This is a genomic window from Hymenobacter chitinivorans DSM 11115, from assembly GCF_002797555.1.
Taxonomy (GTDB): domain Bacteria; phylum Bacteroidota; class Bacteroidia; order Cytophagales; family Hymenobacteraceae; genus Hymenobacter; species Hymenobacter chitinivorans.
Window position 1 is genome coordinate 468438 of record NZ_PGFA01000002.1, and the last position, 20492, is coordinate 488929.

Consider the following 20492-nt stretch of genomic DNA (forward strand, 5'->3'; position numbering starts at 1 on the left):
CTTGGAAGGGCGCAGTACGCGCGTACTACGGCCTCCGAGCTGTTTGGAAGGGCGCAGTACGCGCGTACTATGGCCTCCGAGCCATCAGTTTGGCCCCAACACGTGCGTACTGCGCCCATCTGGGGAGCAGAAAGGCCGTGGTACGCGCGTACCACGGCCTTTCTGCATTAGCACATCAGCCCATTCAAACCACATTCCCCACATTAAATAATGAGCCGCACGCCGCCCAGCTCGGAAATGTGGTAGGGAAACTGGTTGCCGGGGGAGCCGATGAACATGAAGTTCTTGGGAATATTCCACTCCGTGGAGAGCCGGTCAATCAGCTCGGGGCCGAACTTGCCGTCGATGGTGACGAAATCCACCTCAATCTGCTCGTAGGCGCGGTCCAGCACCCCGATGTCGGTGAGCAGCTCCTGCGGGTACTGCTCGCCCGGCTTGAGCAGGGTCACGATTTTGAGGCGGTTGGTAAACTCATTCTCCACCACGTAGGCCATCACCTTGTTGAGGTTCGAGACATTGTCGCCCTTGGTGAAAAACACGAATTCCTGCTTGTGGAGCTCCTTTAGCTGCCGCTTCACAAACAGCCGGCCCAGGCGCGAAAACCGCGGGGAGTGCTTGGCCGCCGACTCCACCGCCGCCAGCAGCAGGTTCAGAATGGCCGTGCGGTTGAGCATGATGTAGACCAGGGCCATGGTGGGCAGGAAGTACTGCAGGAACACAATCAGGTAGTCGGGGTGAATCTTGATGTTGCCGTACAAAGCCACCAGGATGCCCACCAGGGCCAGCACCACCGTGAGAATACCCGCGTACACCGGCCGGGGGAGCTTGGGCCGCTTGCTCTTGAGCAGGAAGTTGCCCAGCGCGAAAAAGGCCATGACCGACAAAAACGAAATGGTATACACCCCCGACAGGGGCCCCAGCTCCCCGTTGGTAATGAGCAGCACCGATACGCAGAGCAGGAAAAAGGTAATCAGGATGAGGTAGTTGCTGCCGGCTTTGTTGGCCTTGAGAAAAAACTGGGGCAGAATCCGGTCCAGGGTCATGCGCTGCATCAGCCCGCTCACGCCCACGAACGAGGTTAGCACGGCCCCGCTGAGCACGGCCACCGCATCCACCGAAATGAGCATGCCCAGCCACCGGCCGCCGGTGGTAGTACCCAGGTACGAGAGCAGCGTCTCGGTGTGCTGCCCGACTTCGCTCAGGGGCATGGCCGCCACCACCAGGAAGGCAATGACGGGGTTGAAAAAGCTGACCACCACCCACATGTTGCGCAGGGTTTTGGGAAACACGCCCCGGGCCTGCTCCTCCACGAAGTTGGCCGAGCTTTCGAAGCCCGAAATGCCCAGCATGGCCGCGCTGAAGCCGTAAAACAGCGCCGTCAGCACGCTGCCGCCCTTCACGGGCAGCGAAAAGTTCAGGTGCAGGTTGTCGAAGCCGTGGGTAAACAAGTACCAGACGGTGCAGCCCACCAGCAGCAGCAGCGACACCAGGTGGACCAGGAAAATAGCCACCGCCACCTTCGCCGACTCGGAAATACCCAGAATGGTGAGCACCAGAAACAGGCCCAGCAGCCCCAGCGTGGCCCCGATGATGGGCAGCCCGTGCCAGAGCGTATGCAGGTAGTGCATGGCCTCCGAAGCCGAAATAACGGCCGTGGCCATGTAGGACAGAATGGTCAGGCAGGCGGCCAAGGCGGCATTGCGCTTACTGGTCGTGTTGAGCAGCACGTTGTAGGCCCCGCCGTTGAGGGGCAAAGCGCCGACGACTTCGCCGTAAATCGTGCGGAACAGATACAGCACCGCGCCCACAATGAGCAGGGCAATCCAGGCGTATTGGCCGGCGTAGGCTATGGCCAGGGCCGAGACGTACAGGCACGAGGAGGAAATGTCGTTGCCGCAGATGGCCGTGGCTTCGAGCTCGTTTAGTTTCTTTTCGTGACTCATATGCAGAAGGGTGGAAGGATAGGGCGGAGGGGAATGTGCCCTCTACGGGAGAATCGGCAGTTTTGAATATAAAAACTCAATATTCCAGATTCAGTAGGGCGGGCCGGCCGCAAGATTACAGGATAACACAAACTTCCCCGCCACCGCGGCCCGCCCGAACCAAGCCCGCCCAAGGCCTGTTCTGCATTCTGAAACTTCTATCTTTGAGGCTGATTCCCACCCAACCCCCAGTTATGTCATCCCAATCCGACGTCCTCTCGCCCAAGGCTAAAGCCGAGCACCGCAGCGGCTCGTTGAACGCCGCCGGCTTCACCGATTACTACGACATCGACGGCCTGCTGACCGAGGAGCACAAGCTCATTCGCCAGAGCATCCGCGACTTTGTCAAGAAGGAAATCAGCCCCAGCATCGAGAAGTGGGCCCAGGACAATCATTTTCCCTCCGAAATCGTCAAGAAGTTCGGCGACGTGGGCGCTTTCGGGCCCACCATCCCGACCGAGTACGGCGGCGGCGGCCTCGACTACATCAGCTACGGCCTGATCATGCAGGAAATTGAGCGCGGCGACTCCGGCATGCGCTCCACGGCCTCGGTGCAGGGCTCGTTGGTGATGTACCCGATTTACGCCTACGGCTCGGAGGAGCAGCGCAAGAAGTACCTGCCCAAGCTGGCCTCGGGCGAGTGGCTGGGCTGCTTCGGCCTCACCGAGCCCGACCACGGCTCCAACCCCGGCGGTATGGTCACCAATATCAAGGATATGGGCGACTACTACCTGCTCAACGGCGCCAAGCTCTGGATCAGTAACTCGCCCGAGGCGCAAGTAGCCGTGGTGTGGGCCAAAAACGAGCAGGGCCGCATCAAGGGCCTGATTGTGGAGCGCGGCATGGAAGGCTTTACCACCCCCGAAATTCACAACAAGTGGAGCCTGCGCGCCTCCTGCACCGGCGAGCTGGTGTTCGACAACGTGAAGGTGCCCAAGGAAAACCTGCTGCCCAACGTGGAAGGTCTGCGCGGCCCGCTCGGCTGCCTCGACTCGGCCCGCTACGGCATTGCCTGGGGCGCCATCGGCGTGGCCATCGACTGCTACGAGTCGGCCCTGAAGTATTCCCTGGAGCGCGAGCAGTTCGGCAAGCCGATTGCCGCCTTCCAGCTCCAGCAGAAGAAGCTGGCCGAAATGATTACCGAAATCACCAAGGCCCAGCTGATGGTGTGGCGCCTGGGCATGCTCAAGAATGAGGGCAAAGCCACCAGCGCCCAGATCAGCATGGCCAAGCGCAACTCCGTGGACATGGCCCTGCAGGTAGCCCGCGAAGCCCGCCAGATTCACGGTGGCATGGGCATTACGGGCGAGTATCCCATCATGCGCCACATGATGAACCTGGAGTCGGTCATCACCTACGAAGGCACCCACGACATTCACCTGCTCATCACCGGCGCCGACATTACCGGGATTCAGGCGTTTAAGTAGAGAATTTCGGCTACTGCCGGAAAAAGGGCATCTTACACTCGTAAGGTGCCCTTTTTCTTTTCTGAGTCTAAATGAAGTTCTGCGGCCTGGGTTTTCTCTGCTTTCTACTGCTCACTGGCTGTTCTTATTTGGGCGAGCCTACTGCGAGTTGGTGGAGCAACACGGAAATCCCACTGGCGAACCGGCGGCACTTCCCGCGGGAGTGGTCGGCGCCCCGGCCGGCGGTACCCGATACCACTATCCACCGCCTGGTGCGCAGCCTGCTGGCTCAGCGTAAGAACGACATGCATCTGCCGGATACCCTAACCAGCTTCTGGATTGAAACGACCTTGTTTGATACGGACCCCATGCCATGCTGGCCGGGATTATCTGATACGCAGTACGGGCTCGGTTACTTAACCTGTAAAGGTCCAACCCTGGCTGATGGCCTTTTGCGCAAGTTGGTTGGGAGCAAGCTGCTTTCGGCCGACGATACGGTGTTCATGAACCACCAACTGCTCACTTCTACCAGCTTTCGGCTCCGCCCGGAGATGTTGACTGCCTACCGCATTCTTTCAATGGACACTTTGTGGGCAATCAGGCAGCGCCTGCAAAATCGTAAAAGTGGCAGACAAAGAAGTGCCTTCAAGTTACTCGCCGCTAAGTATGATATAGATACCACCTCGTTTACCAGGGTATCCTATCTTAGCCTGCCTGTATTCTCCCGCGACCTGCAAACGGTTATTCTTGACATCAATAATTGTTTGTGGTTGGGAATGTTGGAAGGGTCCGGAGCCACACTGGTGCTACACCGTGAGAATAGGCGTTGGGTTCTTGTCCAAAAGCTGGAGCGGTGGATTAGCTAAACACTGTCCTTAAATGCCTCGGTTTGTAGTGCTGATATCCTTTCCCTGATGCGGACAAAATCAATCTATTTAGTCTTCTGTAGCGCCGCTATTTTTTCATGCAGCAAGCCTGCTTCCCAACCAACGGCCTTTGACGTATTCAACGAAGGCGTGGCGTTTTCTCTGGACGCCATCAACGAAACCGATGCTGCCAAAGCCGCCGCCTTGGAGCGGCGGGCAATTGCGAAGTACGAACAGACCCTGGCCCTCGACTCGACGCATGGCATGGTCCGGGCGGCAATGGGCCATAGCTACTACCTGCTCGATGACTATAAAAACGCGGTGCAGTGGTTTGAAGCCAGCAACCGAATTGACACAGCTTCAGTGGCCGCTTACCGGGAACTGGGTATCTGCAAAATTGCTCTCAACAGAACGGAAGAAGGGTGGAATGATTTGCAAACCGCCTTTCGCCTGGATAGCCTTAGCGGTACTGGCCGGGCCGCCGAAACCAAGCGCATAACCGCCGACGACCTGTATAATATGGGCTGCAAGGCCTTTGCATACGGCGAAACCTACGCTGTACAGGGTGAGGCTGCAAAGGCTACTGGATTTAAGGAATTCGGGCTGAACATTTTGTTTCTGGCTTACGGCATTGAGTCGTCCCGCAAGGATATTGCGGCGGGCATTGCTGAGCGAGCCGGAAAATTAGGCGACACCGCCCGGCAGCAGAAGTACCGAAAGCTGGCCCGGTAGTAAGTAAAACCAGCCTACTTCAGCACGTAAATCATTTCATTAATGGCCACCCCAATGCCTGTTTGGGGCGAGTTGACCAGGCGCCAACCGTTTTGACGCAGTGGTTCAGATTAGGTCAAACGAGTTGGTGAGAAGACCAACAAAATAAAACCTCCCCCGGCTTGAGCGGTAACAGCAAAGCCGCCCCGGATTCCGGAGCGGCTTGCGTGTCTTGAGGGTGGCACGACCGTTCAGCGCCGCTCCAGCAGGTAGGTAGCCGTGCTTACCACGTCGGGGCCGAGCAGGGGATGCTGCAAATCGGGGGTGCTGGTTTTGGTTTGCTGCATCTGGGCCACCGTCCAGCCCTGAGCGCGCAGCTCATTGAGCTTGACCAGCAGCAGGGCCCGGTACCGGTAGTCGCCCTTGGCTTTGGTGGTCAGTTTTTGCTCGGTGACTTCTCCCGTGGGCGAAATCATGACCAACGTGGGCTTGCCTCCGTCGCTGGACATCGACAGCTCCATGTACTCCGGGGCCGCGGCGGTTTTCGGATAAAAGGCCCAGCTGCCCAGGGCAACGGCCAGCAGGATGGGGGCAACAAGAATTCTTTTCATAGTAGTAGGAATAAACTGGTGGGAGGTATTGAAGAGGACAGTTACTGACCGGCTACCAAACCCTGGCGAAACAGGTAGCGCACCGTGGGCCCTTCCTGGGTGGTGCTCACCAGCTGCCAGCCCTGGGCGCTGAGCTCATTGAGCTTCTTTACTTCGGCCTGATACACCGTGTTCTGGGCGTAGCGCTGCCGGCGGGTATAGCTACTGGTCGAGTCGGGGGCGAAGCGGGAAATGCTGGCGTTGGCCGCTTTCTTGCCCACGGTATTGGCCTCGAACTTTTGCAGCTCCTCGGTTCGGATGGTGCCATCGGGCTGAATAACGGTCAGGGAAATGTGACCATTTACCGACTCGTACGTGTCGATACCGCGCACCAGCATCAGATAGCGCGCGGTGGCCGGAACGGCTGGTTGGTTTTGGGCGAAGGCCAGGCTGGACGTCAGCAGCAGGCCCAGCAAGCAGGTAATCTTGTACATGGAACAATGGGGTTAGGATGGAAAGATAAACCGCGCCGCACCTGCCGTTCTACGGTTGGGCTGGCGCAGAAATCAAGCCAAATACCGGGCTGACGCTATATAAGCCCCAAGCCCGACTACAGGCTTGCAAAATTTGGTCATTCAGTGGCGAGGCACCGCGCCGGAGCGTATAAACAGTTGATTTCCACCACTAACCTCAACGCTATGGATACTAATAACGAGCACAGCAACGCCGAGTCGCGGCGGCAGGAGCGCCGGGAGCACGACAAGGAGCAGTACCGCAAAGAGGGTATCGAAATGGGCCAGGAGGGCCCCGACCCCAACCTGCCCCACCACGCCCGCAGCCGCACCGGCGACGGGAAGTTTATGCCCGACAGCCAGGCCGAAACCGGCTCCACCGACGGCATTGCCAAAACCATTGCCGGCAGCGGCGCCAACAACGGCGGCCGCTACCACAGCCTCGACGAAGTAAACAACAGCAGCCCCAACGCTGACCAGGGCGGCACGCCCGGCGCGGGCCAGAGCCGGGAACCCCAGCTGCGCACGCCCAGCGCCCAAACCTCCCATACCAGCAAAGGCCCCCAGAGTGAGGGCGGCGAAAGCCAGAGCCAGGGCAGCAAGAGCGGCAACCAGTCCTAAAGTACATGGTGTAGAGAGCCAAAAAAGGCTGCTCCCGGTTGGGGGCAGCCTTTTTGGTTGGGGCCCGCGCTGCTGAGCCCGTCCAGGTCCATAGTGCGGGCTGGACAAAGAAATGCGGATTAGAGCTGCTCGGTAAGGGCGCGGATTTCGGCGTCGGCGCGGGCTAAATCGGGGTGGTCGGGCCCGAAGTACTTCCGCACCCGCTCACAATACGCCTGCAGCTCGGCGGGGCCGGTGGTATTAACCCGGTCGAGCTGCTCCTGGTCGTAGGTAGACATGTAGGGCTGGGGCGGGTCGGGCGTCAGAATCTGGGATGCTACCCAGTCGGCCCAGGTGCCTTCGGGAGTCAGCTCGACGAGCAGGGCCAGCTGGGTAACCTGGGCGGCCTGGTATAGCGTCAGGGCCTCGACTTCGGAGAGGTGGAGTTCCGTAGCGGGTGGCAGCTCAATCAGGCGTTTGTACAAGGGCAGGCGGATACTGGCCTGCACGAAGCTTAGCAAAGACAGGCCATGAATGAAGGCGTGGTCGGAAATGAGCGGGAGGTGGTCAATCAGGCTGACGGCGAGCAGCAGGAGCTGGGCCTGCTCGGGCGAAACCAGTCCGAAGGGCGTTCCTTCGGAGGCGTCGGGGGTGTCGTAGGGCGCGATGCCGGCGCGGATGGTATGGCCCAGGCGGGCAAATAAGCTCTGCAGGGCCAGCTGTTGCAGGTGCAGCTCTTCGCGCAGCGTATCGGCTTCGGCCGTTACGCGCCGGATCAGGTGCAGGGCGGCCTCCATGCATTGGCAGCTGTTGCGGTACTTCACCTCCAGGGCGGCGCGCCGCTCTTCCGGGGTATCCTCGGCTTGAAAAGAAGAGGACAGCGTAGCCCAGATGGGCGGGCTTTCCAGCGCCAGCCGGGCCACGGCCACGTAGCGGTGCATGGCCGGCAGGTCGGCGCGCAGCTCCTGCAGCAGCTCGGGAATTTCGCGGATGGCCCGGCAGCGTTCCTGCTCTTTCTGGGTAAAGCCAAAGTCGGTGGCCAGGACGCGGGGCAGCGGGTCGTGGGCATTGAGCACGAGCAGGGAGGTCGTGACGTGGGCCAGGCTCAGGCCGATGGGCACGGCTTCGGCCAGAAAGGCGGCATTCGTAGGCAAGCCTTCGTCGGAAAAGATAGTCGACATATCCGGGAATAAAGTAAGTAAGCAATATACCTATGTTAGGCTAATTGGACAGCAAGTGGATTGGCATACTAATCCGTCCTGTCGACGACCGGGGGCTAGTTGCGTGCTGATGTTGTTGATAGTTGATAAACGACAAGCGGACGCCAGATCAAGCATGACAACATATGTTATTGCACGTGAGATATCACACTGCGTTCGACAGGGCGGGCTGGTGGCTTCCTTCTCAGGTAGGCTGGCTCACCTTAGGTCGTCGAAGGCGTATTGGGCGCCGCTCCAGAACTCGTCGAGGGCGATGATGCGGGGCTTGAAGAAGGAAATCAGCTGGGGCCAGTCGTCGCGGTTGAACATATTCACGGGGCGCAGCTCCCGGTAGATGCGGCTCACGGATTGCCCGTTTTCGTCCACGAAATCAGCTTCCCAGGTCCAGGACTCGCCCAGGCTTTCCTCCAGCATGGTTTTGAGCTCCTGAAACTGCGCGAAGAACAGCTCCCGGATACCGGCGTCGGGGTGGGTAAGGTCGATGCTGATGCTGGCCTGGCGCACGTCGGCCCGCATGCGGAAGTACACGTGCTTGAGGCCGGTTTTGTAGTTAATCCAGTTGGTGGGCAGGCCTTCGGCCGAGGGCACGGGGGCCATATACTGCCCAAACGTGGTCCAGAAAGCCTGGCGCAGCTGGGCCGCTTCCGTTTTGCTATACATGCGGGAGAGAAGGAAAAGTTAGCTGGTAACGGCCAGGAGCCAGTCTTCGCCGGGGCGGGTCAGGAAGTAGTCGTGCCGGCCGCCGACCCGCTCGCTGGCTACCAGGCCCGTGGCTTCGAGCTCGGGCAGGGCCTTGTAGAGCGCCAGCCGGGATTTGCCGGTAGCGTCCGCCAGGGCCTTGAGGTTCAGGCGGGGCGCCTCCATCAGGGCGTAGCAGACCTGGGCGAAGGTGCGGGCCCGCCGGGGGTGGAGGTAGTGGAAGCGGGCCGGCAGGGCGGCGGCCAGGCAGGCTTCGACCCCCGCTTGGCCGGGACCGTAATCGGGGCGGGGCGGGGGCTGGTCGCGCCGGGCCACCCGCTGGGCAAAGCGTTCGACAAACGAGCTTTCTTCGGGGGCGGGGGCGGCTTCTGGCATGCGGCTACGGGCGAAATGAATACGATAAGGTTTAGGTCCTTCGGGCAGGACCCCGCAGGAAGGTATAGAAACTTTCCTGACTTGCATTGAAAGGTAGCTACGATGCATCGGAACTTCTTATCGGTGCATAGAAACTCGTTGTCGATGCATAGAAGTACGGTCTCGGTGCATCGAAGCTCGTTATCGATGCATAGAAGCTCGTTATCGATGCACCGAAGCTTATTGTCGATGCATAGAAGTACGGTCTCGGTGCATAGAAGTGCAAAATCTGTCAATAGAAGTGCGCTTTCTGTGCATACAAAGCGGGCGTCTCTGTATCCAAAGTGGGGTGGCAGGGCCGGGGAAATGGCGGCGGGGGGCGGCGGGGGCTTACCGATTGGGCCCAAGTGCTGAAAACATGGGGCGAGTCTCGTAACTTGGGCCCATGACTACCGCTTCCGCATCTTCCGCCGCCGACCTGATTCTGCTCGAATGCCTGGTGGCCGGCACTACCCATCGTGAGAAACTCAAGCAGCACGAGCCCCAGCTCTACGTGGGCCAGGCCCTGGAGCTGGTTCGGGAGGCCGACAGCAAGTACGACGACTGGGCCGTAAAAGTACTGACCACGGCGGCCGAGGGCGGCATTTGGCTGGGCTACCTGCCCGAAGTGCGCAACGAAACCGTGGCCCGCCTGCTCGACGCGGGCTATACCCTCGGGGCCCGCCTCGTGCACAAGGCCTGGGAAGACGACTGGCTGCACATTGAAATTGAAGTGCTGCTGCCGGCCGGTACGCTGGCGTAGGTTCTGAGGTTCTGAAGGCTTAAATCAGGTCGGTCAGGGCGGCTATTTCCTCCCGGGCCTGCACTACTTCGGGGTCGTCGGCGAAGTTGGTCTGCACCCACTCGGTGAAGCCGCTGACCATTTCGCCCACGGCCTGCCGGCTGCTCATGGGGCCGCGGGCCGGGGCGTCGGCTTCGGCGGTGGGCTCCAGGGCCTCCGGCGGGCCCGACATGAAGTCTTCCAGGCCCAGCTGTACCATCACATCCGAGACGAATACCAGCCCGCAGACCTGCATGGCTTGGTAAATCTGTACCAGCTCGGGCATGCTCAGGGTGATTTGCTCCCCGGCCTGCAAGGCGCCCAGGCGCTCGGTCAGGGCCTCCAGGTTGTGGGGCTGCAGGGCCGGAATCTGGGCTACGGCCTGCACAAACGCTACTTCGGAGTCGGTGGGCAGGCTGTGGACCAGCAGCACGGCCAGGCGCACCATCTGGAGCTGGGGGTCGTTGAAGCGCACGTTGGCCACCGAGGGCAGGGGCTCGGCCTCCTCGCTCACCGACTGGCTGTGGGTATAAAATGCTTCCTCAATCTGGAGGCGGTGCTGGCCCAGGCGGCCGGCCACGGCCCGGTCGGTTTCGGCCAGGTGCTGCTCTACCGAGGCCAGGAAGGCCTCGCTCAGCTCTACGCAGTACACTTTGATGGCCACCAGCTGCTCTTCCGAGACGTACATCTGCTGGCGCACGAAGCGCAGCACGGGCTCGGCCAGGGAAGTATCCAGGCTCAGGCGGCCCAGCAGGAGCAGGTCGTAGACGTGGCCGGGCTCCTGGCGCAGGGCCGCAATGAGCTGCTCCTGGCTCTGCACCCCGTTGAGGGCGGCCACCGTGGCGGCCGTCACGGGCGTGAGCAGCATGAGCTGCTGCACCAGGGCCGAGTCGGGCCGGCTGAAGAGCTCGGCGCACACCATGCCGTGCAGGGACAGGCAGTGGGCCAGCTGCTCGTAGATGTCGGCGGGCAGGTGGGTAATCCAGGTATCGGAGAGGGAGAAATTCATGAGCACGGCCAATAAGGCCGCAAAGAAGGGAAGAAAGCCTTATTTCCAGGCACCTAAACCTTCGAAACTCTTGCTTTGCTAATTAGGCTAGTAGATAAAGCGCGGTAATTGCTAAATTTTACTAAAAACCGGGAGCATTTTGGGCGTCGAAAGCGTTACCTTTATTCAACGCAATACCTGAATATAGCCCCGCTATGCGCGAACCATTCATGACCGGTGGCACTGACCACATGGACTCCGGCGAAAAAGAGATTGACAAGGCCCTGCGGCCCCTGAGCTTCGCCGACTTCACGGGCCAGGCCAAAGTAGTCGACAACCTGCAGATCTTCGTGGGCGCGGCCAAGCAGCGCGGCGAGGCCCTGGACCACGTGCTGCTGCACGGGCCTCCCGGCCTGGGCAAGACCACGCTTTCCCACATCATTGCCAACGAGCTGGGGGCGGGCATCAAGATGACCTCGGGCCCGGTGCTCGACAAGCCCAGCGACCTGGCGGGCCTGCTCACCAACCTGGACCCGCACGACGTGCTGTTCATCGACGAGATTCACCGGCTGAATCCGGTGGTGGAAGAGTACCTGTACTCGGCCATGGAAGACTACCGCATCGACATTCTGCTCGACTCGGGCCCGAATGCCCGCTCGGTGCAGATTTCGCTCTCGCCCTTCACGCTCATCGGGGCTACTACCCGCTCGGGTATGCTCACCTCGCCGCTGCGGGCCCGCTTCGGCATCAGCTCCCGCCTGGAGTACTACGACGCCAAGCTGCTCACCGACATCGTGATGCGCTCGGCCGAAATCCTGGCGACGCCCATTCACGAGGATGCGGCCTTCGAAATTGCCCGCCGCTCGCGCGGTACGCCCCGGATTGCCAACAACCTGCTGCGCCGCACCCGCGACTTTGCCCAGATCAAAGGCACCGGCACCATCACCGTCGATATTGCGCAGTTTGCCCTCAACGCCCTCGACGTGGATGCCCGCGGCCTCGACGACATGGACAAGCGCATCCTGAACACCATCATCGACAAGTTCAAGGGTGGCCCGGTCGGTATCAGCACCATTGCCACGGCCTGCGGTGAGGAAGCCGAAACCATCGAGGAAGTGTACGAGCCGTTCCTGATTCAGGAAGGCTACATCAAGCGCACCTCCCGGGGCCGTGAGGCTACTGAAGCGGCCTACAAGCACCTGGGCAAGCTCATGCCCCAGCACCTGCGCGGCAACTCGCCCGGGGACTTGTTCGGGGCTCCGTCGGAGGAGTAGGCATCGGCAGGCTAACCAGCCAGTAAACTTTCGCACAGTGTCTTATTTAGGCAGTGTGCGAAAGTTTTGTCGTTTATAGCAACCTTGCCTCCTAGTACTGTCCATTTCTACTGCCCTTACATGAATAGCAATAAGCTGTATACGGTGCTCCTGGAAGGCAATACACTGGGGACAACGCTTCTGGAGAAAGCCGATGCGCCGATGGGCGTGGTCTTTGGGAAGATTGACTTTGTAGCCATCAAATCGGGCTATGCGTTTTTCAAGAGCTACTGCCTCGGGAAAGGCGTGGTATTCGATGACATACCGGAAGAAAGGTGTATTTCGACCCAGGGTATTCCGGGTCTGATGGTTATTGCTGAGGGTGGAGTTGAAATAAAAGGGCTGGCCTGCACAGTGAGCGGTATGGACTCAGACGAGTTCGAAATCTGCCTAATAGGGGTGCCATACCCCGCTTATGAGGAAGAATTTCCGCATCACGTTCAAGCTTATTCGCAGCGTTGGGAGCAGGCCGGTGAGTGAGCTGCCTGGAAGAAAAGTCTCCGGGGCTGGGCAATAATGCCCGACCTTTGCTAGTAGTGAACCGTTGTGCCAGCTGTATTGTCAATAGACCGGTTTTATAAAGCAACAATCAGCTGCCGACAATCAACTCCTAATTTCATGCTGCCCACTGCCCAGTACACTGCTTTTATCAAGCGCCGCGCGGCGGAGCTGGGCTTTATGTACTGTGGTATTTCCAAGGCTGACTTTCTGGAAGAGGAAGCGCCGCGGCTGGAAAGCTGGCTCAACCAGAACATGAACGGCAAGATGAGCTACATGGCCAACCACTTCGACAAGCGCCTCGACCCGCGCCTGCTCGTGGATGGGGCCAAGTCGGTCATTTCCCTGCTGCTGAACTATTACCCGGCGCCCGAAGACCAGCAGGCCGCCGATGAGGAGACACTCAAGATCAGCAAGTACGCCTACGGCCGCGACTACCACTTCGTCATCAAGGACAAGCTGAAGGAGCTGCTGGCCGACATGCAGACGGAAATAGGGGAGGTGGGCGGCCGGGTCTTCGTCGATTCGGCGCCGGTGATGGACAAGGTGTGGGCCAAGAAGAGCGGCCTGGGCTGGGTGGGCAAAAACTCCAACCTGATTACGCCCGGCGTGGGCAGCTTCTACTTCATTGCCGAGCTCATCGTGGACGTGGAGCTGGACTACGACGGGCCCATCAAGGACTACTGCGGCACCTGCACCAAGTGCGTAGACGCCTGCCCCACCGACGCCATAACCAACCCCTACGTAGTGGACGGCAGCAAGTGCATTAGCTACTTCACCATCGAGCTCAAGGACCAGATTCCGCAGGAAGTAGCGGGCAAGTTCGGCAACTGGGTCTTCGGCTGCGACATCTGCCAGGACGTGTGCCCGTGGAACCGGTTTGCCAAGCCCCACCAGGAGCCGCAGTTTCGGCCCCATGCCCAGCTGCCCCATCTGAAGGCCAACGACTGGCGGGAAATTACCCACGAGCTGTTCACGGAGCTGTTCCGGCAGTCGGCCGTGAAGCGGACCGGCTACGCGGGCCTGACACGAAACATCCGGTTCGTGACAAACGAACCGGATGCGCTGATGGGGTGAAAGAATAAGAGGGGTAGCTAGACGGCCGAAGCAAAAACTCGGTTTAGAATGCCTCGGTAGATTTTAGCAAACTGTTGATAGCACCAGGCTTTCAACTCGGCTAATTCCGTCGGGACGAGCATGCGGAAACCTTTGCGCAGCTCTTTCTCAAATAGGATTTTGTCGAAGCTGACTTTTAGCAGGATGGTTTTTACGTATTCCAGCATCGGTCAAGGTTGTTTTGGGTAGGTTGGGTAGGTTGTAGGGGAGCGGGCAGGAGAGTTATACGAGAGCCACGAAAAAAGCTGCGGCTGGGAGGCTGATACGGATGATGTTTATGGAAAGATACAAGAATAAGTTTTGATAGTGCAAGCTCAGCTGTCCTTTTTAACCCTTTGTTAATACAAAAAAAGAACGGCCGAAGCCGTTCTGAATAAGTACTCCACTAAGAGCTTTGTTCGGCTAGCCGTAGATGAAGAGTGCGGCAATAGCACTGGCCGTTACGTCGCTCATGGGCTCATCAAAAGCCTCTCCCAAGCTGATCTGCGCTTTGGCCGGCGTAGAAGTAACAATCTGGGTGGTTTCGGTGGGGAAGAAGGGAATCTTCTGGTCCACGACGGGCAGCTGCTGCCGGGTTAGCTCTTCACCGGCGTACACGGCGTCGGTAACGCCCTTGGTGGTGATTACCTCATCAGCGGGGCTTACCCAGTCGCGCACGTTGGCACCCAGGGCGCGGCGCAGGCCGCGGATGTGGGCTGCGTGCCGGGCCTCTACGGCATGAATGCGCACGGCGGCTTCGAGCAGGTCGTTGTCGGTAATGAGCGTGCCCACCTGGCCTTTATAGGCCCGCACCCCGGTGTCTTCTAGCAGCTGGGCTACTTTGAGGAAGGTCCCAAAGTCTTGGAACACGGTGGGGAACAGCGCCGCCTGGGTGCCGTTCTTGCTGCCCGTGAAGTCGAACCGGGGCTTGTCGGGAAGAACTGCCCCGGACAGGCGCAGGGTTTGCTCCAGGAAGGCCACGTGGTCCTGCTCGTGCTTATAAATCTGCTGGAACACGGCCTTGGAATTGCCGGGGAAAGCCAAGGTCGACGCCAGGGCCTGCTTGTAAAACTCACTTTCCAGGTATTCCAGGGTCAGGGCCAGCGTGAAGACGTCCAGCACCGTGTTGGGGCGGCGGCCGTAGGCCTTGGTGAGCATGGTGCCAAAGGCCAGGGGAACAGCGGCGGCCACGGCGCGGCGGCCCGCTTGGCCCAGGCCCGTTAGGGCGCCGCGGCGGCCACTAAGACGCTGGTAGGCCTCGGGGTCGACGGCGTCAAGATCGGCGAGCAGTTGAAGAATATTCATTGTAAAAAGGAAGCAGGAGCGCCGCTAGTTAGGCCGTTGGCAACCCGGAAACGACGATGGTATAAGGGAAAAAGCTGGTGGCGGCGGCAATTACCTGCGGGGGCGTCAGGACGGTGCCCAGGCCGCTGTAGGCGCCACTGCCCTCTACTACCCCCCCAAACGGATCGGTGGGCTGAATCAGGTCGCGGATAAAAGCCGCGTGGCGGGCTTCTACGGAAGCAATTTTGCTGACCAGGGCCAGGATCTCCCGCGATGTGAAGAGCTTGGCCGCACCGTTATACGCCGCTACCCCGAGGTCTTCGAACGTGCGAGCCGCGGCCAGCACGCTAGCCCGGGAGGAAAAGTTGATAGTCGAGAAGTTGAACTCGATAGTCGGCTGGGCGTTGCTGCCCAAAAGCTGGCGGAAAAACTCGCGGTGCACCACCTCATGGTCGCGCAGATCGGTTAGCGCGGCCAGTTCCCCGGCTTGCAAGTCGGTGGGCGGCGTAGTTACGACCTTCTGGTAGAAGGCCGCTTCCAGTTGTTCCAGCAGCAGCAGGTAGTTGAGCAGACCCGTGTCACCTTCGCCCAAATTCAGGGTAGTGACCTGCGTATCGGTGGGCTCAACGGGGTCTTTGACGCAGCCGGCCAGCACCAGGGTGGAGGCGGCCACGGTAGCCCCGGCTACCCGAAAAAAGGAGCGGCGCCGCATGCTACGGGCCAGAAGGGAAGAAGAAGCAGACTCAGACATTAGCTAAAAATACGCGGCAGAAAGAATTGGCTGCCCTCAGAGCGCAAGCAGCCCTTACAAAGGTACTCCGATAAACCGGGATGCGCCAATGAGAGGAGTAACGAGCCAAGGGAAAGGTTGCGTATACTCCGGAAAAGCAAAAGAGCGGCCGACTCCGGGAAGAAGTCGGCCGCTCTTTCGTGTAGCGGCCCCAGTTGGGAGGCTGCGCGGGGCTATACTACCAGGCCCCCGGCGCGGGAAGCATCCAGCACCTCGGCCATCGTCAGGATTTCGTCAAACGAAGCCGCGGCGTCGTTGGCAGAGTACGTAGCGCCCAGCTGCGAAGTCAGGTTTACCCCCGACTGCGTCACGTTGCTTTCCGGAATGGCGCCCGTGTACACGGGGCCCAGCGGAGCCGGCAGGTTGGAGTCGGCCGCCGGAATCCAGGGCGCTTGGGCCCGCATGGTCCGGATGTGGGCAGCGTGGCGGGCTTCCACGGAGTGAATCTGCAGGGCTACCTGGAGCAGGTTGGTCGAGCCAGCCGTTTTGCCCATCAGGTTGCCGGCCTGACCTTTGTAGGCCCGCACGCCGGTATCTTCCAGAGCCTGGGCAAACGCCAGCTGCGTGGTGTAGTCGGCGGGGAACTTGGCCGGGTCGAATTTCTTACCCGTTACGGGCGTACCGTTCAGCGCCTTAACCGTGTTGGTCAGCAGCGTTACGTGGGCCGATTCGTGCTTTTTGATCAGGGCAATGGCGGCAGCGGGAGCTCCGGTGGGCACTTGCCCGGCGGCAATCATCTTGGTGTAGAAGTCTTCTTCCAGCAGCTCCAGCGTCAGGGCGTAGTTGAGCACGTCGATGACCGAAGGCGCCGTGGTCTGGCCGTAGGCTTTCTGGAACAAGGAGGCCACGAAAACCGGGGCGGCGGCCAGAGCACCCTTCTTGGCGGTGTCGCCCAGGGTTTTGAAAACGGCCCGACGGGAATCGAAGCGGCCCAGCACGTCAGAATCTACCTCCGACAGTTGCTCAATGATGCGAAATATATTCATGATAAGGAGTCGTTAGAGGGAGGAATTACTTGCCAACGTTGGAAGCGTCGAGCTTTTCTTTGATGAAGCCTTGGGCCGCGGCAATGACGTCGACGGGCTCCAGGGCTTTATCCAAGCCCGTAAGCGGGTCCACGATAGAGTCGTCGGCGAAGCTTCCGTTCGAAATCAAGTCGCGCACGTAGGCCGCGTGGCGGGCTTCTACCGATACAATCTGCCCGGCAATAACCAGGTAGGCGGGCGTCTTGAGGTATTTACCCGCGCCGTTGTAGGCCTGCACACCGAGGTCTTCGAAGGTTCGGGCGGCGGCCAGCACGGTAGCCCGCTTGGTGAAGTCGATGGAATCGAAGTTGGGAGTCAAATTGGCAATGATCTTACCCGGGGCGTCGCGGTTGATGGCGGCCTTGAAAAAGTCGCGGTGAATGGCTTCGTGGGCAGCTACCTGCGTGAAATAGTCTTTCTCCGCGGACGTAAAGTCACTGGCGGGGCTGGTTTTCACCCGGTCGTAGAAAGCGGCTTCGAGCTGCTCCAGGGCGTAGGCGAAGTTGAGTACTCCCACGTCGCCGGCACCCAGATTGACGGTACCCGGAGTGCTTACAACGTCGTCATCGTCGTCGCAGCCGGAAAGCAGCAGGGCCGTAGCACCGGCCGTGGCGCCGGCGTACATGAAGAAGGAGCGTCTTTTAATCGGAACGTAGAGAGGCTTGGTGAAATCGGCCTCGTCTCCACCGGAAGTGATGATTTTCGACATGGGAGGAAATTGTAAGGGTGAAAGGAAAGTGTGGGCAAAGCGCTGCCAGGACGACTTTTACAGTCGTTTTTTGCAGGATAAAACCCAGATGCTGTTGAGATTTGAAACCATTTACGGCCCTGCCTCAAAAACGGATTGCAATTGTCGAGCTTTTTATGTATCGGAAAGAGGCTATATAGACACTCCGTAACGGGCTGTTTACCCGCATTGGGCCTGGTAGAGACGTTTTTATGTAGCTTTGCGCCCTCCTTTTTTCAGCTCTCGAATGGCGGCCTCACTGCGCGTATTTTTTTTGCTGCTCCTACTCCTGCCTGGGGTGGACGGGGCAGTGCGCGCGCAGTCTAAAGCCGGGCAGGCCGACATCGTGCTGGGCCGCACCAGCTTTCCGGTCAATGACTACTTCACCATCAGCTTCCGGCTGCGTGGGGCGCCGCTGGAGCGCTACTCCCCGTTTCCCGACATCGAAGGGTTCAAGAAAAGCAGCAAATCGAGCACCACGACCACGCGCATCGTGGGCGGGCAAACCTCCACTGAGCTGACCATCACCCAGCGCTACGCGGCCTACAACGAGGGCGAGTTTGAGCTCAAGCCCTTCTCGATGACCATCAACGGGCAGGTGGTGCAGTCGGCGGGCGGCAAGCTGCAGGTGCTGGCCCAGCAGGCGGCGGTGCCCCCGCCGCCGGCCGGCGGGGCCGTGCAGGGCCTGGGCTTGCTCGACAAGCTCTTTGGCAAGCCCAAGCCCCAGGAATACGTGGAGCCCCACGACAACGCCTTTATGGCCCTGGTACCCGACAAAGCCACGGTTTTTGTGGGGGAGGGTGTGCACGTGGGGCTGTACTTCTACCTCACGCCCGCCGACCAGGGCCTGCTGAGCTTCTACAACTTTGGCGGGCAGCTGCCCGAGATTCTGCGGTTGCTGCGGCAGCGCACGGCCTGGGAAGAGCCCTTCAACGAGCAGGAAATCGTGCCCGAAACCGTGGTGGCCGGGGGCAAAACCTACCTGCGCTACCGCCTCTACGAAGCCGAATACTACCCGCTGAACACCCAGCCGCTCACGTTTCCGGAGATTCCGCTGCAGATGGTCAAGTACCGGGTGGCCAAGAAGCCCGAAGCCGGCCTCGACAACCGCATGGAAGGCTTTAAAATCTACCGGACAGCGGCCCGCACCATTACCGTGAAGCCCCTGCCGCCCCACCCCCTGCGCGACCAGGTGCCCGTGGGCGACTACCGCCTGCGCGAGGCCATTGACCGCACCACGTTCCGCACGGGCAAGGCTTTTACCTACTCGTTTACGGTGGAAGGGGAGGGCAACTTGGCCGCGCTGGCGGCTCCGGTGCTGCCCCCGCTGCCGGCCGGCGTGGAAGTGTATGGCCCCGATACCGAGCTGGGCGTGACCCGACAGGGCGGCCGGGTGGGCGGCGCCAAACGCTTCACTTACCGCCTCATTGCCCGCCGCCCCGGCCCGCTGGCCCTCGACAGCCTATTTAGTATGGTCGTGTTCAACCCCAGCACCGGGCGCTACGACACGCTGCGGGCCGAGGTAAAGCCCGAGCTGAAAGGGGCCGAGAAGACGGTGGGTACATTCAGTGCCCGCCCCGACGACCCGTTCTACCAGGACGTGCTGGAGTCGGCCGACAACACGCTGCAGGCGCGGGATGCTTACAGCGAGGTGCGGCGCTACGCCAACTACATCCTGCTGGTGCTGGGCGTGCTGGCCGTGGTGGGCTGGTGGCGGAGCGGGCGGCGGAGCATGTAGAGACGCCTGGTTGCGTCTTCCGGTAGAGCACCCAGTATTGGGCAATTCCGCCAACGCCGGCACCGGTTCCGCCGCAAATGCGCGTCTTTACCGCACGGACAATTTTTGTCCGCTCCTCAGGAGCAGGTTCCCGAACTCAAGTTTTAGCAGTTCCTTTGCGGCCGAACAGAATCCTTGCCCATGAATAGCTTCGGTACCTTATTCCGCATTACCACCTTCGGCGAGTCGCACGGGCCCGGCATTGGCGTTGTTATCGACGGGTGCCCGGCCGGCATTCCGTTGGAAGTGGCCACGATTCAGGCCGCCCTGGACCGGCGCCGGCCCGGGCAGTCGGAGCTGACGACCCCGCGCAAGGAGGCCGACCAGGTGGAGGTGCTGTCGGGGGTGTTCAACGGGCAAACGACCGGCACGCCCATCGGCCTGCTGATTCGCAACCAGGACCAGGCCAGCCACGACTACTCCCACATCGAGCACGCCTACCGCCCATCCCACGCCGACTACACCTACGACCAGAAGTACGGGCAGCGCGACTACCGGGGCGGGGGCCGCAGCTCGGCCCGCGAAACGGCGGCCCGGGTGGCGGCCGGGGCCGTAGCCGGCGAGTTTCTGGCCCAGCACGGCATCCGGGCCCTGAGCTACGTGTCGCAGGTGGGGGCCGTGGCCGTCCCCGTGGGCTACGAGCAGCTGGATCTGGGCTTGATTGACTCCAACATGGTGCGCTGCCCCCACCCCGAAACGGCCGAACAGATGACCGAGCTCATCCGCCAGGTCCGGGACCGGCACGACACCGTGGGTGGGCTGGTGACGGGCGTGGTGCTGGGCGTACCGGCCGGCCTGGGCGAGCCGGTATTCGACAAGCTCCACGCCGAGCTGGGCAAGGCCATGCTGAGCATCAACGCCGTGAAGGGCTTCGAGTACGGCTCCGGTTTCGCGGGTACGCTGCTGTTTGGCTCCGAGCACAACGACGCCTTTTACACCGACGAGCAGGGCCAGGTGCGCACCCGCACCAACCACTCGGGCGGCATTCAGGGCGGTATCAGCAACGGGCAGGATATTTACTTCCGCGTCGCCTTTAAGCCCGTGGCCACCATTCTGCAGCCCCAAACGACCATCAACGACCAGGGCGAAGAAATTACCCTGGCCGGCAAGGGCCGCCACGACCCCTGCGTGCTGCCCCGGGCCGTGCCCATCGTGGATGCCATGACCAACCTGGTGGTGGCCGACATGCTGCTGCGGGCCCGGGCCAATAAAGCGTAACTGACCGGCAAGTAGCT

The 20492-nt window shown here is 60.5% G+C and carries 22 protein-coding genes; 10 read left to right on the forward strand and 12 right to left on the reverse strand.

The features are described 5' to 3' along the window. Positions 1–203: 203 nt before the first annotated feature. On the reverse strand, positions 204–1943 hold the full coding sequence (locus CLV45_RS15645) for an APC family permease (RefSeq protein WP_100337396.1): 1740 nt from the start codon (positions 1941–1943) through the stop codon (positions 204–206). Between the two features lie 233 nt (positions 1944–2176). On the opposite strand from CLV45_RS15645, the gene CLV45_RS15650 reads away from it, so the two are divergent. The 3 genes from CLV45_RS15650 to CLV45_RS15660 all read left to right on the forward strand — a co-directional run bounded on the left by CLV45_RS15650 (position 2177) and on the right by CLV45_RS15660 (position 4986). Continuing rightward, on the forward strand, positions 2177–3409 hold the full coding sequence (locus tag CLV45_RS15650) for an acyl-CoA dehydrogenase family protein (protein WP_245882886.1): 1233 nt from the start codon (positions 2177–2179) through the stop codon (positions 3407–3409). Between the two features lie 71 nt (positions 3410–3480). Beyond that, complete coding sequence (locus CLV45_RS15655) at positions 3481–4254, forward strand: hypothetical protein (RefSeq protein WP_100337397.1); 774 nt, start codon at positions 3481–3483, stop codon at positions 4252–4254. Positions 4255–4404: 150 nt separating this feature from the next. After that, positions 4405–4986, forward strand: coding sequence for a hypothetical protein (locus tag CLV45_RS15660; protein WP_100337398.1), 582 nt, complete (start codon positions 4405–4407; stop codon positions 4984–4986). Positions 4987–5216: 230 nt separating this feature from the next. Here the strand turns inward: CLV45_RS15660 and CLV45_RS15665 are convergent, their stop codons facing one another. Then, positions 5217–5576 (reverse strand): hypothetical protein, encoded by a 360-nt coding sequence (locus tag CLV45_RS15665; protein WP_100337399.1) that lies wholly within the window; start codon positions 5574–5576, stop codon positions 5217–5219. A 41-nt stretch (positions 5577–5617) separates the two neighbouring features. After that, positions 5618–6049: a hypothetical protein gene (locus CLV45_RS15670; protein WP_100337400.1), complete on the reverse strand. Its 432-nt coding sequence runs from the start codon at positions 6047–6049 to the stop codon at positions 5618–5620. Positions 6050–6253: 204 nt separating this feature from the next. Between CLV45_RS15670 and CLV45_RS15675 the strand changes: the two genes are divergently transcribed. Next, complete coding sequence (locus CLV45_RS15675) at positions 6254–6688, forward strand: hypothetical protein (RefSeq protein WP_100337401.1); 435 nt, start codon at positions 6254–6256, stop codon at positions 6686–6688. A gap of 119 nt (positions 6689–6807) precedes the next feature. On the opposite strand, the gene CLV45_RS15680 is transcribed toward CLV45_RS15675, so the two are convergent. From CLV45_RS15680 to CLV45_RS15690, 3 genes are all read right to left on the reverse strand, one after another. Beyond that, positions 6808–7848: a hypothetical protein gene (locus CLV45_RS15680; RefSeq protein WP_100337402.1), complete on the reverse strand. Its 1041-nt coding sequence runs from the start codon at positions 7846–7848 to the stop codon at positions 6808–6810. A gap of 237 nt (positions 7849–8085) precedes the next feature. After that, positions 8086–8547, reverse strand: coding sequence for a DUF4268 domain-containing protein (locus CLV45_RS15685; RefSeq protein WP_100337403.1), 462 nt, complete (start codon positions 8545–8547; stop codon positions 8086–8088). 18 nt (positions 8548–8565) lie between these two features. Beyond that, complete coding sequence (locus tag CLV45_RS15690) at positions 8566–8961, reverse strand: helix-turn-helix domain-containing protein (protein WP_100337404.1); 396 nt, start codon at positions 8959–8961, stop codon at positions 8566–8568. Between the two features lie 424 nt (positions 8962–9385). Here CLV45_RS15690 and CLV45_RS15695 point away from each other — a divergent pair, with 424 nt between their 5' ends. After that, positions 9386–9742, forward strand: a complete 357-nt coding sequence (locus CLV45_RS15695; protein WP_100337405.1) for an HIRAN domain-containing protein — start codon at positions 9386–9388, stop codon at positions 9740–9742. 19 nt (positions 9743–9761) lie between these two features. Here CLV45_RS15695 and CLV45_RS15700 read toward each other — a convergent pair whose 3' ends face one another. Further along, entirely contained in the window at positions 9762–10769 is a 1008-nt protein-coding gene (locus CLV45_RS15700) for a hypothetical protein (protein WP_157807559.1), read from the reverse strand. Between the two features lie 194 nt (positions 10770–10963). Between CLV45_RS15700 and ruvB the strand changes: the two genes are divergently transcribed. The 3 genes from ruvB to queG all read left to right on the forward strand — a co-directional run bounded on the left by ruvB (position 10964) and on the right by queG (position 13636). Next, positions 10964–12022 (forward strand): Holliday junction branch migration DNA helicase RuvB, encoded by a 1059-nt coding sequence (gene ruvB, locus CLV45_RS15705; protein ID WP_100337407.1) that lies wholly within the window; start codon positions 10964–10966, stop codon positions 12020–12022. Positions 12023–12142: 120 nt separating this feature from the next. After that, positions 12143–12541: a hypothetical protein gene (locus CLV45_RS15710; RefSeq protein ID WP_100337408.1), complete on the forward strand. Its 399-nt coding sequence runs from the start codon at positions 12143–12145 to the stop codon at positions 12539–12541. A 138-nt stretch (positions 12542–12679) separates the two neighbouring features. Then, positions 12680–13636 carry a tRNA epoxyqueuosine(34) reductase QueG gene (gene queG / locus CLV45_RS15715; RefSeq protein ID WP_100337409.1) on the forward strand — a complete coding sequence of 319 codons (957 nt, stop codon included), beginning with the start codon at positions 12680–12682 and terminating at the stop codon, positions 13634–13636. A gap of 17 nt (positions 13637–13653) precedes the next feature. On the opposite strand, the gene CLV45_RS25385 is transcribed toward queG, so the two are convergent. The 5 genes from CLV45_RS25385 to CLV45_RS15740 all read right to left on the reverse strand — a co-directional run bounded on the left by CLV45_RS25385 (position 13654) and on the right by CLV45_RS15740 (position 17462). Next, positions 13654–13842, reverse strand: coding sequence for a hypothetical protein (locus CLV45_RS25385; RefSeq protein ID WP_100337410.1), 189 nt, complete (start codon positions 13840–13842; stop codon positions 13654–13656). A 235-nt stretch (positions 13843–14077) separates the two neighbouring features. Beyond that, the gene (locus CLV45_RS15725; RefSeq protein ID WP_100337411.1) at positions 14078–14959 is read right to left on the reverse strand and encodes a ferritin-like domain-containing protein; all 882 of its coding nucleotides are present in this window, start codon (positions 14957–14959) and stop codon (positions 14078–14080) included. A 28-nt stretch (positions 14960–14987) separates the two neighbouring features. Continuing rightward, positions 14988–15689, reverse strand: coding sequence for a ferritin-like domain-containing protein (locus tag CLV45_RS15730; protein WP_100337412.1), 702 nt, complete (start codon positions 15687–15689; stop codon positions 14988–14990). Positions 15690–15901: 212 nt separating this feature from the next. Beyond that, positions 15902–16714: a ferritin-like domain-containing protein gene (locus CLV45_RS15735; protein ID WP_100337413.1), complete on the reverse strand. Its 813-nt coding sequence runs from the start codon at positions 16712–16714 to the stop codon at positions 15902–15904. 25 nt (positions 16715–16739) lie between these two features. Continuing rightward, a complete protein-coding gene (locus tag CLV45_RS15740) occupies positions 16740–17462 on the reverse strand; it encodes a ferritin-like domain-containing protein (protein ID WP_100337414.1) in 723 nt (240 codons plus the stop codon). Between the two features lie 292 nt (positions 17463–17754). Between CLV45_RS15740 and CLV45_RS15745 the strand changes: the two genes are divergently transcribed. Together CLV45_RS15745 and aroC are read left to right on the forward strand one after the other, a co-directional pair. Beyond that, positions 17755–19218 (forward strand): BatD family protein, encoded by a 1464-nt coding sequence (locus CLV45_RS15745; protein WP_157807561.1) that lies wholly within the window; start codon positions 17755–17757, stop codon positions 19216–19218. Between the two features lie 180 nt (positions 19219–19398). Beyond that, entirely contained in the window at positions 19399–20475 is a 1077-nt protein-coding gene (aroC, locus tag CLV45_RS15750; protein WP_100337416.1) for a chorismate synthase, read from the forward strand. Positions 20476–20492: the final 17 nt, after the last annotated feature.